Annotated in this window: 14 protein-coding genes; 8 read left to right on the top strand and 6 right to left on the bottom strand. The window is 71.1% G+C overall.

The annotated features are described in order from the left end of the window. Positions 1-65 precede the first annotated feature (65 nt). On the top strand, positions 66-1,157 hold the full coding sequence (locus J7656_RS04335; RefSeq protein ID WP_211554217.1) for a DUF4382 domain-containing protein: 1,092 nt from the start codon (positions 66-68) through the stop codon (positions 1,155-1,157). Here the strand turns inward: J7656_RS04335 and J7656_RS04330 are convergent, their stop codons facing one another. From J7656_RS04330 to hemC, 4 genes are all read right to left on the bottom strand, one after another. Further along, positions 1,158-1,559, bottom strand: coding sequence for a hypothetical protein (locus J7656_RS04330; RefSeq protein ID WP_211554215.1), 402 nt, complete (start codon positions 1,557-1,559; stop codon positions 1,158-1,160). A gap of 216 nt (positions 1,560-1,775) precedes the next feature. Then, a complete protein-coding gene (locus tag J7656_RS04325) occupies positions 1,776-2,537 on the bottom strand; it encodes a uroporphyrinogen-III synthase (protein ID WP_026046276.1) in 762 nt (253 codons plus the stop codon). After that, positions 2,534-3,430 (bottom strand): uroporphyrinogen-III C-methyltransferase, encoded by an 897-nt coding sequence (gene cobA, locus J7656_RS04320; RefSeq protein ID WP_211554214.1) that lies wholly within the window; start codon positions 3,428-3,430, stop codon positions 2,534-2,536. The genes J7656_RS04325 and cobA overlap by 4 nt, the downstream gene beginning before the upstream one ends. After that, positions 3,423-4,607 (bottom strand): hydroxymethylbilane synthase, encoded by a 1,185-nt coding sequence (gene hemC, locus J7656_RS04315; protein WP_211554212.1) that lies wholly within the window; start codon positions 4,605-4,607, stop codon positions 3,423-3,425. The genes cobA and hemC overlap by 8 nt, the downstream gene beginning before the upstream one ends. Positions 4,608-4,775: 168 nt before the next feature. Between hemC and J7656_RS04310 the strand changes: the two genes are divergently transcribed. From J7656_RS04310 to J7656_RS04280, 7 genes are all read left to right on the top strand, one after another. Beyond that, complete coding sequence (locus tag J7656_RS04310) at positions 4,776-5,864, top strand: beta-ribofuranosylaminobenzene 5'-phosphate synthase family protein (RefSeq protein ID WP_211554210.1); 1,089 nt, start codon at positions 4,776-4,778, stop codon at positions 5,862-5,864. Positions 5,865-5,867: 3 nt separating this feature from the next. After that, complete coding sequence (locus tag J7656_RS04305; protein ID WP_211554209.1) at positions 5,868-6,704, top strand: RAD55 family ATPase; 837 nt, start codon at positions 5,868-5,870, stop codon at positions 6,702-6,704. A 110-nt stretch (positions 6,705-6,814) separates the two neighbouring features. Beyond that, on the top strand, positions 6,815-7,798 hold the full coding sequence (locus J7656_RS04300; protein WP_211554208.1) for a hypothetical protein: 984 nt from the start codon (positions 6,815-6,817) through the stop codon (positions 7,796-7,798). Beyond that, on the top strand, positions 7,795-8,535 hold the full coding sequence (locus J7656_RS04295) for a DUF8135 domain-containing protein (RefSeq protein ID WP_211554207.1): 741 nt from the start codon (positions 7,795-7,797) through the stop codon (positions 8,533-8,535). Before J7656_RS04300 ends, J7656_RS04295 begins: the two co-directional genes overlap by 4 nt. A gap of 88 nt (positions 8,536-8,623) precedes the next feature. After that, positions 8,624-9,715, top strand: a complete 1,092-nt coding sequence (locus tag J7656_RS04290) for a putative sulfate/molybdate transporter (RefSeq protein ID WP_211554206.1) — start codon at positions 8,624-8,626, stop codon at positions 9,713-9,715. Positions 9,716-10,254: 539 nt separating this feature from the next. Beyond that, a complete protein-coding gene (locus J7656_RS04285) occupies positions 10,255-10,584 on the top strand; it encodes a transcription factor S (protein WP_211554204.1) in 330 nt (109 codons plus the stop codon). 355 nt (positions 10,585-10,939) lie between these two features. Further along, positions 10,940-12,184, top strand: coding sequence for a glycosyltransferase family 2 protein (locus J7656_RS04280; RefSeq protein WP_211554202.1), 1,245 nt, complete (start codon positions 10,940-10,942; stop codon positions 12,182-12,184). 20 nt (positions 12,185-12,204) lie between these two features. On the opposite strand, the gene J7656_RS04275 is transcribed toward J7656_RS04280, so the two are convergent. Beyond that, positions 12,205-12,822, bottom strand: coding sequence for an alpha/beta hydrolase (locus tag J7656_RS04275; protein ID WP_211554200.1), 618 nt, complete (start codon positions 12,820-12,822; stop codon positions 12,205-12,207). A gap of 34 nt (positions 12,823-12,856) precedes the next feature. After that, positions 12,857-13,255 (bottom strand): DUF5778 family protein, encoded by a 399-nt coding sequence (locus J7656_RS04270; RefSeq protein ID WP_211554198.1) that lies wholly within the window; start codon positions 13,253-13,255, stop codon positions 12,857-12,859. Between the last annotated feature and the right edge of the window lie 14 nt (positions 13,256-13,269).

The raw sequence follows: 13,269 nt of genomic DNA, 5'->3' as shown, positions 1-13,269 counted from the left end.
TCCGCACAAATTCGGACGGAGTATCGCTCGTTTATACCCGTCTGCGGCCCGTTCGTTCACTCACGATGACTGACCGATCGCAGACGACAGGCGACGACGGATCGCGAACGACAGGCGACGACCGCTTGACGGGCGTGTCGACCGACGGCCTCGGCCGACGGAAGTTCGTGGCCCTCGGTGCCGGAGCGAGCGCGACGCTGCTCGCCGGCTGCGCCGGAGACGCGGCTCTCCCGTCGTCGGACGGCTCCGACGGCTCCGACGGCTCGGAGACACTCACGGGCAACTTCAGGCTCCTCATCAGCGACGCCCCGGCCGACATCGGCGACTTCGACCGGCTGGACGTCACCCTCGACCGGGCTCGGATCTTCGAGGCCGGAGACGGCGACGATGAAGACGACGAAGACGACGAAGAAGACGGGGAAGACGAGGAAGAAGCCGCCGAGGACGACGACACCGAGCAGAACGCCACGGAAACCGGTGACGACGACGCGAACGAGACGGCGGACGAGGACGACGGCGCGAACGAGACGGACGTCGATGACGGCGAGGACGACGAGGAAGACGTCGAAGCGGAGGATGAGGATGAGGACGACGAAGATGACGACGAGGATCGCGGCTTCACCGTCGTCGAACTCGACGGCGCGACGGTCGATCTCACGCAAGTGGTCGAGGACGACGCCATCGCCGTCTTCGACGGCGAGATCCCGGCGGGCAGCTACGAGAAGATCGAACTCGAGGTCTCCGAGGTGACGGGGATCGTCGACGGCGAGGCGGTCGACGTGAAGCTCCCGAGCGAGAAGCTCCAGATCACGAACGAGTTCGAGGTCACGCCCGACGAGGCGGTGAGCTTCGTCTTCGACATCAACGTCGTCAAGCGCGGGAAGAACAACGGATACATCCTCAAACCCGTGATCTCGGGCAGCGGGGTCGCGGGCCGCGACGTCGACGTCAACGAGATCGACGACGAGGACGAGGAGGACGGGGAGGATGAAGAGGATGAGAACGAAGAGGACGAAGACGAAGAGGAGGAAGAGGACGAAGACGAGGAAGACGAAGGCGACGAGTCGGAAGCAGACGAGGAGGAGGACGAGGAGGACGACACTACCGGCGGCAACGAGACGGACGACGCGGATAACGAGACCGCGAGCGGGAGCTAACTACGAGGAGGTCTCGACGGACGAGGGGGCCGTGGACGGGCACTTCGCCCACCGCAGCGCGGCGTCGTCGTCGTTGAACGCCTCGGTGTCAACGCCCTCGACGTCGATGGTCCGCTTGAGGTACCGCCGCTTCGAGCGCTGACCGACGACGGCGAAGCGGTCGACGCCACGGGCGACCGCGATCTGCGCGGACTCGCGGAGCGCCCGACGGCCAGCGTCCGAACACGGACGGCTCGTCCGCACGACGATCACGACGGCGTTGACGGTGTTAGGGTCCGTCGCGCCCCGCCACCGATCGAGGAGCGCCTCGCCGTCCGCGGGGCTCAGTCCAGTCCCGTGTGGGAACTCGACGACGAGGACATCGTCCTCGACCCGCAGCAGCCAGCGCTCGCTCGGTTCCATGGCACCCTCTATCACGTACAAGGGTATAAATTACGCCCTCAAAATATTCAATTTGATACTCTCCCGATCCGGTCGACAGCGCGGTCCGGTTTCCGCGCCATCCGCGCCGAGAAGTACGTGCGGGCGTCGCCGGCGCGGTCGCCCGTCCGTTATCATCGCGAGAGATTCGGCGGGAGCGCAACAGAAAGTGTCGCGGCCCTCGTCCGGCCCAGCGCGTCAGTCCTGGCGGGGCGATTCCACGTCGAGCGCGTCGACGACCGCGGTCGCGAGCGCCTCGAACGACGCCTCGTCGGGGACGACGTCGACGTCGACCCCGCGGTCCGCGGCCGTCTCCGCGGTCGGCGGGCCGATGACGCCGACCACCGCGTCCGCGAGTCCGGCGCGAGCCGCGTCCTCGACGCCGCGGTCCGCGGCCGCCGCGAGGAAGTTGTCGACGGTCAGCGAGGAGGTGAACGCGGCTGCGTCGAGGTCGCCGGCTGCGGCCAGCTCGGCAGCGTCACCCGCGCCGGTCGGTCGCGTGAGCCGGTACAGGACGGTCTCGGTCACGTCGGCGCCGGCCTCGCGCAGGCCGTCGAGGAGGACGTCGCTGCCGTGGTCCGAGCGCGCGACGACGACGCGCTCGCCCGCGACGCGGGGTTCGAGCGCCGCCACGAGGCCGGCGGAGGTGTACTCCTCCGGGACGACGTCGACCGTCCAGCCGGCCTCGCGGGCGGCCGCGGCGGTGGCGGGACCGATGGCGGCGAGGTCGGCGTCGCCCGGCTCCCAGCCCGCCTCGGCGGCCAGTTCGACGCCGGTCTTGCTCGTGAGGACGACGAGCGGCGCGTCCGCCGGAACCGCCCCCGTCGGCTCGACCTCGAGCATCGGGTCGGCGACAGGCTCGGCGCCGAGATCGCGGAGCAGGTCGACGGCCGACTCGATCCGCTCGTCGTCCGGCCGGAAGACGGCCACGCGCGGTCTTCGACCCCCGTTGCCGCTCACGCCTCGTCACCCCCGGCCGACCCGTCTTCTCTCTGGTCCTCGCTCGCCGACTGTACGGGGGCCGAGCCGGCGTTTTCGAGGAAGGTCACGACGCGGTCACGGGTCGCCGCCACGTCGCCGATCACGGTCACCGCGGGCGGTTCGATCCCCGCCTCGTCGCGGGCGTCGACGATAGTGTCGAGCGTGCCGGTCGCGACGCGGGTGTCGGGCCAGGTGGCGCGCTCGACGAGCGCGACCGGCGTGTCGCCGTCGAGGCCGGCGTCGCGGAGCGCGGCGGTGTACGCCGGCAGCTTCCCGACGCCCATCAGCACGACGATGGTCCCGCCGGTCGCCGCGAGCGCGTCCCAGTTCACCGCCGACTCCTCTTTCGTCGGGTCCTCGTGGCCCGTGACGAACGAGACCGAGGAGGCGTGGTCGCGGTGGGTCACCGGGATCCCGGCGACCGCGGGGCCGGCGATGGCCGAGGTGACGCCCGGGACGACCTCGAAGGGAATCCCCTCGGCGGCGAGGTGTTCCGCCTCCTCGCCGCCGCGGCCGAAGACGAACGGGTCGCCGCCCTTCAGCCGGACGACGCGGTTCCCCTCGCGAGCCAGTTCGACCATGCGCCGGTTGGTGTACTCCTGCGGCGTCCACTCGCCGCCGGCGCGCTTCCCCACGTCCTCCCGTTTCGCCTCGGGGATCTCGCCGAGGATCTCCGGACCCGGGAGCTTGTCGTGGAGGACCACGTCGGCCGACTCGATCAGCCGCTTCGCCTTGACCGTGAGCAGGTCCGGGTCGCCCGGCCCGGAGCCGACGAGGAAGACGGTGCCGACTCGGTCGTCGCGACCGCGCGTCGGGGGCTCGTCCGCGTTCGATCCGGGGCCCGCGCCGGTGCCGGCAGCGTCCTCACTCATCGTCCTCCCCGGTCTCCGCTTCACTGTCCTCCCCGGTCTCCGCCGCCTCGCGCGCCTCGGCGATCAGGTCGTCGGCGCCACGCTCCGCGAGGTCCGCGGCGAACTCGGCGGCGGCCGTCGCGTGCGACCGGATCGGCAGGTCGCGGGTGTCGGCCACCTCCTCGGTGCCGTCGGTCGAGAGGATCCGCGCGCGGACGTGGACGTGCTCGCCTTGAACCATCGCGGAGACGCCGATCGGCGCGACGCAGCCCCCGTTGAGCTCGCCGAGGACCGTCCGCTCGACGGTGACCGCGACGCGGGTCCGCGAGTGGTCGACCGCGTCGCGGACCGCTTCGATCACCTCCGGGTCGCTCGCGGTGACGGCGATGGCGCCCTGTCCGGCCGCGGGGACGAACTCCTCGCGCGGGAGCCGCGTCGTCTCCACCTCGTGGAAGAGGTTCGAGCGGCGGAGCCCCGCCTCAGCGAGGACGACCGCGTCGTACTCGGTCTCGACCCGCCGCTCCATCGCCGCGCGTTCGAGGTCCGACAGCGAGTCGAACCACTCCTCGACGGTGCGGTCGAACTCCTCGTCGATTTCGTCGCTGTCTGTTTCGGCCTCGTCGCCCTCGCCGCCCTCGTCCTCCGCGCCGTCGCCCTCGGCGGTCAGCGCGCTCTCCTCGCCCGATGCGATCAGTCGGCGCTCGTGTTCCGCCTGGAGGCCGGGCGCGAGCAGCTTCTCCAGCCGGGTGTCGACGTTGCCGCGGATCGGCTCGACGGTGAGGTCCGGCCGCGCCGCGCGGATCTGCGCGCCCCGGCGGAGCGATCCGGTGCCGACGACGGCGCCCGACGGGAGGTCCTCGATGCCGAACCCGTCGGGGTGGACGACCACGTCGCCGGAGGGGGCGCGCTCGGGGACGCCAGCGACGACGAGGTCGGCCATCTCCTCGGTCGGGAGGTCCTTCAGCGAGTGGACCGCGAGGTCGGCGTCGCCGGCGAGCACCTCCTCGTCCAAGGCGCGCACGAACGCGCCCGTCTTCCCGAGGCGGTGGATCAGTTCGTCGGGGATCTGGTCGCCGCGCGTCTCCACCTGCCGGAGTTCGACGTCGCGGCGCCGGCTCGACAGCGCCTCGCGGACGGTCTCGGCCTGTCGAAGGGCTAAGTCTGACCCGCGGGTCGCGAGCCTGAGCGTTTCGGTCATACGCGAACGGAGGTTCCCCGCGTTCAAAAGCGCACCAGTTCGGCCGCCTCAGCGGCCGCGACCGTCCGGTGCCGCGTTCGCGGGGTTCAGGCGTCCGCTCGCCGGGTCCGAGGCAACTCCCGCCACGGTCACGGACCCTTTATCAGTCCGCCCCGAAGCGACGACGAGATGGCACGCGCGAGCGCCGGGGCCCGGCTCCACTTCGGCTTCTGTAACCTCAGCCTCTCGCACGAGCGGCTGTACGGCGCCCTCGGCGTGGGGCTCGCCAGCCCTCGCGTCGTCGTCGACGCGGAGCCGGCCGCGGCGGTGCGCGTGACGGTCGACGAGGCAGACGGGACCTCCTCGGAGTCGGCCGATTCCGCTCCGAGCGTGCGCGACGACGCCCGCGAGTACGCGACCGCGGCCGTCGACCTGCTCGGCGTCGACGGCGCCCGGATCGCGGTCCGCGAGTCGCTCCCGCGACACGCCGGCCTCGGCAGCGGGACGCAGCTGGCGGCGGCGACGCTCGCGGCGGTCGCGACCGCCCACGGCGAGCCGGGCCGGGTGCGCGAGCGCGCTCCGGCCCTCGGCCGCGGCGGGCGCTCCGGGGTCGGCGTCGCGACGTTCGAAGAGGGCGGGTTCGTCCTTGACGCCGGCCACCCGACCGCGCGCTTCACGACGGACCGCCCGGCGGACGGCGAGTGGACCGTCCCGCCCGTGGCCGCGCGCCACGCCGTCCCCGACGACTGGCGGTTCCTGCTCGTCGAGCCCGAGGCGGACGCCGGCCGGAGCGGCGCGGCCGAGGACGACGCGATGCGGACCGCGGTCGAGCGCGCGGAGCCGGGGCTCGCCGACCGGATCGGCGGGATCGTCACGCGGCGCGTTCTCCCCGCGGTCGCGACCGGAAACGCGGAGGCGTTCGGGGCCGCCGTCGGCGAGATCGGCCGTCTCAACGGCGCGTGGTACGCGGACGAGCAGGGCGGCGTGTACCGGCCGCCGGTCGGCGAAGTCGTCGACTCGCTGTCGGGCGCCGCGTCGGTGTTCGGCGCCGGGCAGTCCTCGTGGGGGCCGACCGTCTACGGGGTCACCGACGCGGAGCGCGCGGCGGCGGCGCGCGACGCCGGCGAGCGCGCGCTCGACGCGGCCGGAGTCGGCGGCGAGGTGTCCGTCGTCCGCGCTTCGAACGAGGGCGCGCGGATCGACGCGGAGCGCGGGACGGAACTGCCCTCGGCCGACCCGGAGAGGGGTAACACTAAACCCCGCGGCGACGGGGCCTAACCCATGTCCAGTGTTCCGTTCGGGGTCGCGCGCCTCGACTCGATCCTCGGGGGCGGCGCGCCGCCGGGAAGCGTCGTGCTGCTCGCGGGCGAGGCGGGCGCCGGCGCCCGGGAGTTCGCGTACACCAGCGCGGCGATGAACGCGCTGGCGGGCGCCGACGAGGAGCTGTTCGACCTCTACTACGGCGACGTCGACGCCGACGCGACGCTGCCCGAGTCCGTCCACTACATCTCCTTTACCGCCGACACCGAGGCGATCACCCGCGAGATGGGGTACACGATGGCCGACGAGATAGTCGACGCGGCGGTCGACGAAATCTCCTTCCGCGACCTCTCGCCGGAGTACTTCCAGCTGTCGCCCGTGCCGCGCGACTGGTACGAGACGGCGACGGCGTCGATCACCGAGCTCGGCGACCGCGGCGAGTACGAGGACGTGCTCACCGCGTTCGGCGACTACCTCTCGGAACACGGCGAGCGGAGCCTCGTCTGCATCGACTCCGTCACCGACCTCGTCTCGATGGTCTCCGACGACACCGACTGGAGCGACGTCGCAATGGTGATGAAGGGGCTGAAGAAGGCCGCCTACGAGTGGAACGCCCTCGTCCTCGTGTTGGTGAACACCGACGCGCTCCGCGAGCGCGAGTTCGGCACCCTGATGGACGCCGCGGGCGGGACCCTCCAGTTCTCCTGGGAGAGCGGCGGCTCCCAGCGCGCCCGGACGATGTTCGTCCGCGAGTTCCGCGGGGTGCTCTCGCGGCTGGAGGCCGAGAACATCGTTCGCTTCGAGACCGAGATCCACGAGGGCGGGTTCGACATCAGCGACGTGCGGAAGATCCGGTAGCTGATTCCCGACACCGGACCGGGCGGTCGCCGAGTATCGATCCGGAGAACGGCGCGACAGGTTACTTAAGCCTCGCCCCGCAACGGCAGGTAGATGACGGAGGATCCGCGATGAGCGACCTCGACCCCGCGGCGGCCGCCCTCGACGCCGCGGCCGAGGACGCCGGCGTGAGCCGCGAGGAGCTCCTCAAGCGCGCGCTCGTCGCGCTCGCGGAGTCCGAGGAGATCGACGTCCCCGATTCCGAGGAGGTGGCGGCGATCGAGGCCCGCCTCGACGACCTCGACGCGGAGCTGGACGAGAAGGTCGCCGACCTCCGCGAGCGGTTCGTCGACCTCTACCGCGAGGTGGAGTCGCTCGACGCCGCCGAGGGGGGCGCGGAGGACGACGGAGACGCCGGCGACGCGGAGGGCGCGGCCGCGGCGCGGATCGACGAGCTCGCCGACGAACTGGAAGAGGTCGCCACCCGGCTCGACCGCCTCGACGCGGCCGTCGCCGACGCGCCGTCCGCGGACCGGGTCGACGACCTCCGGGAGCGGCTGGAGGCGCTCGACGACCGCCTCGACGACCTGGACGCGGTCCGCGACCGACTGGACGGCGTCGACGACCGCCTCGATGGGGTCGACGATCAACTCGGCGGCGTCGACGACCGACTGGACGCCGTCGAGGCGGACCTCGACGGGATCTCGGGGGAGAAACTGACCGAGATCGACGACAAGCTCTCGCGGGTCGCGAACGCGGTCGTCAGAGTCAAACGCCGGCTCGACGCGGCCGAGCGCGACCGCGCCGATCGCGAGCGCGTGGACGCGCTGACGCGGACGGCGAACCGACACGGGGTGCGGACCGCGGACTGCGACCACTGCGGCGGCGGCGTCGAACTGGGGCTGCTGTCGGCGCCGGAGTGTCCCCACTGCGGGCGCCGGTTCGAGGACTTGGAGCCGAACACCGGCTTCCTCGGCACGTCGAAGCTCCTCGTCGGGGATGCGCCAGCTATCGACGGCGACGTCGCTGCCGACGACGGCGACGAGACGGGCCGGACGACGGACCGGACGAGCACCGCCGCGAGCGACGGCGGACCGGACGGAGACCGTCGATGAGCGACGACCGGTCGGACGACCCGGAGGCCGATCCCTTCGGCGACGACGACTCGGACGGGGACCCCTTCGGTGACGATCCGTTCGGCGACGAACCGAGCGACGAGACCGACGACGGCTTCGACGAGCCCGACGCGGACGAAGCCGACGACCCCTTCGCGGCGCTCGGCGAGGGAGTCGACGACGGCCCCGACCCCGCCCGAGACGACGCCCGCGGCTCCGACGACGCCGATATCGGGTGGGAAACGGACGCCGCAGCTACCGACGACGGCAGCGAGACATCGGCTTGGGCGGACCCGGAGCCGAGCGCGTCCGCGGACCCCGAACCGAGCGCCCCGGCGGACGACCCGTTCGCCGAACTGGACGCCGACGCCGCCGGCTCGCCGACCGACGAGGATCCCTTCGAGTCCATGGGGAGCGGCGACGTCGGCGAGGAGGACGTGTGGGAGGCGCTCGACGAGGGGACGTCGGTCGGCGCCGACGCGACCGAGTTCGACGACGCCGCCGAGGGCGGTGCGGTCGGCGATCTGGGGCAGACGCCGGGGTCGGGGACGACCGGTGACGAGCGCGTGGTCGACAAGCGGAGCTACTGCCAGCAGTGCCCGCACTTCACGGCGCCGCCGGAGACGGCGTGTACCCACGAGGGGACCGAAATCGTCGAGTCGGTCGACTTCTCTCGGTTCCGAGTCCGCGACTGCCCGATGGTCGACGCGGAGGATCCCGCCTTCGACGAAGAGTAACCGTAAGTAGTTTCTCTCTGACGGTAGCGCATCCACCAGAAATTTCTGAACACGTTCAAGTCACCTCGGCAGATAATGCCCTCGTCACGTGGTGAAATTCGGTTCGAAGGGGTACCGGTCGATCGAGTTCGGGTCGGGGGCGGTCACCGGCGCGATAGGGGATTCGATTACGGTCATTCCGCTCGTCGTCGCGCTGGCGCTGCTGACGGACGTGTCGCTGCCGCACGCGCTCGTCGCCTTCGGCGCGTTCCAGGTCGTCTGGGGGGTCCGGTACGGCCTCCCGGTGTCCGTCGAGCCGATGAAGGCGCTGGCCGCGCTCGCGATCGCGGGCGCGCTCACCTACGCCGAGCTCGCGCTCGCGGGGATGATCCTCGGCGTCGTCCTCCTCGCGATCGGACTGTCCGGGACGCTCGCGTACGTCGAGCGCTGGATCGGCGAGCCCGTCATCCGCGGCGTCCAGTTCGCGGTCGGGCTCGTCCTCTTGGAGACGGGGATCGAACTCGCGGTCGACGACCCGCTCGTCGCGCTCGTCGGTGTCGCGGTCGCCGCCGCGTTCGCGCTCGCGGGCCACGGGAAGGCGAGCGCGCTGGCCGTTGCCCTCCTCGGCGTCGCGACCGCGCTCGTCGTCGCCGGCGTGCCGACGCCACGGCTGCCCGGTGCGCCGCCGACGCCGGCGTTCGGAACGGCGCTCACGCGGGCCACCTTCGACGGCGTGGTCGCGCAGTTGGCCATGACCATCGGCAACGCCGCGCTGGCGACCTCCCTCCTCTTCTCGGACCTGCTCGACGCCGACGTCACCCCCGACGAGCTGTCGACGAGCATGGGGATCACCAACCTAATCGCGGTGCCGCTCGGCGGGATTCCCATGTGCCACGGCTGCGACGGGGTCGCCGGCAAGTACGCCTTCGGCGCGCGGACCGGCGGCGCGAACGTCGTCCTCGGCGCCGGCTACCTCGTCGCCGCGCTCTTCGCCACGCCCGCGCTCATCGCGGCGTTCCCGCTGGCGATGCTCGGCGCGCTCCTCGCCATCGTCGCCGTCTCCTTGGCGCGCAACGTCACTGATTCGGGAAACCGCGCCCTCTCGGTCGGGATCGGCCTCCTCGCGATCGCGACGAACCTCGGCGTCGCGTTCCTCGTCGGCATCGCCGTTCACCTCGTGTGGGAGCGGGTCGGCGGCTGACGGGCCAGTGAGGGGAAACCACTTATAAACGAGATGCGGTGGCGCGTGCCTGCGAGCGGCCCTTGGCCGCGAGGAGCACGCGCGAGGGAGTCAGCCGGCCGGAGCGTAGCGGAGGCCGGCTGACGAGGCTGGGGAGGCGTGAGGTGCGGTGCTGTGCGGTGCGGGTGCGGGGTGGGACTCAAAGGGGCAGCCGCGAGGGCGAAGCACGGCGCAGTAAGCACCGCAGGAGCGAACGGAGTGAGCGACGAGGAGCGCAGCAAGCCGCGCGAGTCCTCGCGGCTGGGGCTTTGGCGGTGTTCGCCGCCGATCTGTTCTCAGCTATTTATAAGCCAGCGACTGGGGATTTGGCGGTGTTCAACGCTGAGCTACTGACACCTATTTATAAAAGAGCGGCAGAGGTTTTCGGAGAGCCCACGGCAGCGATTCCCGATACGTCGACCGCAATCTCGGTGTGAGCTCGTTTATAAATCCCCTCGCGCTTCTTCGTCTCGATCGCACCCACCGGACCTAAACCGCTCGACCCCCTGTCGAACACGTATATGCAGTTCTGTGACGACTGCGGCTCGATGATGGTCTCTCGCGACGGGGAGATGGTGTGTCAGAACGACGACTGCGGCGGCACCGCCGAGCGCGACGAGGGGCTCGCGGCCGAGTTCGAGTCGACGACCGAACAGACCGGCGACGAGGTGATCGAGACGGAGGAGGGCGCCAACTTCGAGGGGAAGCCGACCGCGACAGACGTCGTCTGCGACGAGTGCGGCCACGGCGAGGCGTGGTACACGATCAAACAGACCGGCGCCGCGGACGAGCCGCCGACCCGGTTTTTTAAATGCAAGGAGTGCGGCCACCGCTGGCGCGGGTACAACTGACCGCGCTAGCGCGGGAGGCTCCACGGCGACGCGCGGTCGACGCGGGGGCGACGCGTTCCCCGGCCGCGCCCCTCCCGAGGACCCCGGCGGAGGCCAGCCCGCGGCGAGCGGCTGGCGGCGGAGCTGATCGGCGACCGCTGACGCGCGCGCCCCGAGCACCCGGGCCGATCGACGGCTCGAACCGCGAAACACAGAGCCGACACCGTGAAACATACCAACACGCACCATAGCGCCGCAGTCTGTGGATTGTCTCGAATCAGATCGGATTAAGCGCGTAAATCCGGTCGAAATACGACTGAATTCTCCTGTAACGTTTGGACGGTTCATAGGGCTCGGCGCGGGAGTGGGGGGCACGATGAACACCGAACGTATCGCACTGATCGGGGTGACGCTGGCGCTCGTCGTCGGCGGCCTCGCGACGCTGTTCGCACCGACGGTCCTCTCCGGCCCGGGCACCGCTCCCGCGCAGGCGGCGGCAACCACCGCAGTCGGCGACGGCGGACTCGGGTCGCTGTTCGGGATCGCGCTCTGGGGCGTGACGCTCCTCTTCGGCGCGACCGCGCTCGTCTGGTTCGTGCTCACGGGAGTCGTGGGCGCGGGCTACGAGGCGCCGCCCAACGAGTACGGCCTCGACGAGATTCAGGTCCGTATCATGACCGTCGACGCCGCCGAAGTCGTTCAGGACACGGTCGACTCCCTGCCCGAGGGGCTCGACGACGTCCACGTGATCGCGGAGTCGGAGATCGACGTGAGCGGGGCGACCGTCCACGTCGTCCCGGAGGAGTTCGCGTGTGACGCGGTCCGGAAGGGGCGCGCCCAGGAGTGGGCGCGCCAGGCGCTGGACCCTCAGCGGGAGTTCGTGCTGTACCTCGACGAGGACAGTATCGTCGAGTCGCTCGACGGCCTCCCGGACGCGGACATCGTCCAGCTCCGCGAGAAGCCCCGACTCACTGGGTCGAACCTCAGTTACCTGGCCGACATCTACCGGATGGGCGTCCAGGTCGAACAGCGCGCGTTCGCGCGCCTCTCGATCCCGCTGTTCGCGTGGGGCGGCGGCATCGCGGTCCGGACCGAGGTGGAAGACGAGACGACGTGGGACCGCGAGACGCTGGTCGAGGACACCGCGTTCGTCTGGGCCGCGTTCCGGGAGTTCGACGTGACGTTCGCGCTGTCGGACGCGGTCTGCCGGAACGAGGCGCCGCCGTCGCTGTACGAGATCGTCCAGCAGCGCCGCCGCTGGGCGGCCGGAAACCTCCAGGCGTCGGCGATGCTCCCGTTCCGGTACGAACTGCTGACGAGGGTCCGCAACTACGCGTGGGCGCTCTCGCCGATCGTCACCCTGCTCGTCGTCCCGCTGTCGCTGCTCAGCGTGACGATCGCCTACAGCGGACTGTTCTTCGTAGCGTCGATGGGACTGGCGCTGTGTACGCTCGGCTGGTTCCTCCTCGGCGTCGGCTACTACGGCGACGACCACCGCCGGTGGGCGCTGGCGGTCCCGCTGGCCCCGCTGATCACCGTCGTCCACTCGATGGGGACGGTCGCCGGCATCCTCAGCCCGCCCGAGACGTTCCGGGTGACGACGAAGGTCGGGAGCGAATAGTCCGGACGAAGCGCTGCCGCTTATAAATCGTCGCGAAGCCGCGGTCCGAGAAACGCCGCGGCCGCCTCGCTTATCTCCCCGATCCGCCCGATGAAGAAGTGGTCGGACTCGAACGCGACCGTCTCGACGCCCAACTCCTCCGCCCGCTCGACCACTGGCTTCCAGTCCGCCGTCGAGTCGCGCGTCGCGTACAGGATCCGAACCGGCACGCCGCGTTCGACGAGGTCGTCGAGCGCCGCGACCGCGTCGACGTCGGGGTTCAGGCGCGCCGTCGGGGCGAGCGCGCAGACACCGGCCAGTTCGGGCCGCGACGCGGCCGCGACGAGCGCGACCGTGCCGCCGAACGAGAAGCCGAACAGCCCGACGCGGTCGTAGCGGTCGAGCGCCCAGCCGACCGCCCGATCCGCGTCGGTGGTCTCACCGTACCCCTCGTCCCAGTCGCCGTAGTCGAACCGGAGGCAGTCGATCCCCCGGTCGGTCAGGGCGTCGCTCACGGCCACCAGCCGCTCGTCGCCGCGGTGGCCGCGCTGCTGCGGGTGCGGCGGGCAGGCGACGACGACCGTGTCGGCGTCGCTCGCTGCGGTGTCGAGCGTGGCGCGCACGTCGCGGCCGCCGGGAATCAGGACGGTGTCGGTCACGGGAGTCGGATCTGGGGCTCGCTGTCGCTCCCGCTCAGGGGACCTGCGTCACGCGGTCGACGTCGTCGAGATCGGCGAGGTCGGCCGCGAGCGCCTCCTGGTCGACGGTCGCCTCGTAGTAGAACACGATGTCGAAGGCGCCGTCGCGGAGGAGCTGCTGACACTCCCAGACGAACTCCTCGCCGTCGAGCGTGAGTCCCTGAAACTGGTTCGACGAGAAGTTCGTGTCGTCGTTGCCCGCCTCGATGTACGTCTCGCCTTTCCCCGCGTGGTCGGCGATGACCTCGTTGGCGGCGACCGTCAGCTCGTGCATCTCCAGGTCCTGCTGGCCGTCGAGGTCCGTGTGGACGATACAGCCCACTAACTCGATGTCGCCGGGCTCTAACAGGGCCTTCGTCCGGGCGTACAGGTCCGAGTCGACGGTCTCGCTCATGCGTCTCCCTTCCG

This window comes from Halorubrum ruber (assembly GCF_018228765.1).
GTDB classification, from domain to species: Archaea; Halobacteriota; Halobacteria; order Halobacteriales; family Haloferacaceae; genus Halorubrum; species Halorubrum ruber.
This window is presented reverse-complemented; position numbering and strand designations above follow the sequence as displayed.

Excerpts from the sequence above, each read along its gene's own strand:
- J7656_RS04310 (WP_211554210.1), top strand. The coding sequence starts at position 4,776 with ATGGCACGCGCGAGCGCCGGGGCCCGGCTCCACTTCGGCTTCTGTAAC.
- J7656_RS04280 (WP_211554202.1), top strand. The coding sequence starts at position 10,940 with ATGAACACCGAACGTATCGCACTGATCGGGGTGACGCTGGCGCTCGTC.
- J7656_RS04330 (WP_211554215.1), bottom strand. The coding sequence starts at position 1,559 with ATGGAACCGAGCGAGCGCTGGCTGCTGCGGGTCGAGGACGATGTCCTC.
- J7656_RS04305 (WP_211554209.1), top strand. The coding sequence starts at position 5,868 with ATGTCCAGTGTTCCGTTCGGGGTCGCGCGCCTCGACTCGATCCTCGGG.
- J7656_RS04270 (WP_211554198.1), bottom strand. The coding sequence starts at position 13,255 with ATGAGCGAGACCGTCGACTCGGACCTGTACGCCCGGACGAAGGCCCTG.
- J7656_RS04285 (WP_211554204.1), top strand. The coding sequence starts at position 10,255 with ATGCAGTTCTGTGACGACTGCGGCTCGATGATGGTCTCTCGCGACGGG.
- hemC (WP_211554212.1), bottom strand. The coding sequence starts at position 4,607 with ATGACCGAAACGCTCAGGCTCGCGACCCGCGGGTCAGACTTAGCCCTT.
- J7656_RS04300 (WP_211554208.1), top strand. The coding sequence starts at position 6,815 with ATGAGCGACCTCGACCCCGCGGCGGCCGCCCTCGACGCCGCGGCCGAG.
- cobA (WP_211554214.1), bottom strand. The coding sequence starts at position 3,430 with ATGAGTGAGGACGCTGCCGGCACCGGCGCGGGCCCCGGATCGAACGCG.
- J7656_RS04295 (WP_211554207.1), top strand. The coding sequence starts at position 7,795 with ATGAGCGACGACCGGTCGGACGACCCGGAGGCCGATCCCTTCGGCGAC.
- J7656_RS04335 (WP_211554217.1), top strand. The coding sequence starts at position 66 with ATGACTGACCGATCGCAGACGACAGGCGACGACGGATCGCGAACGACA.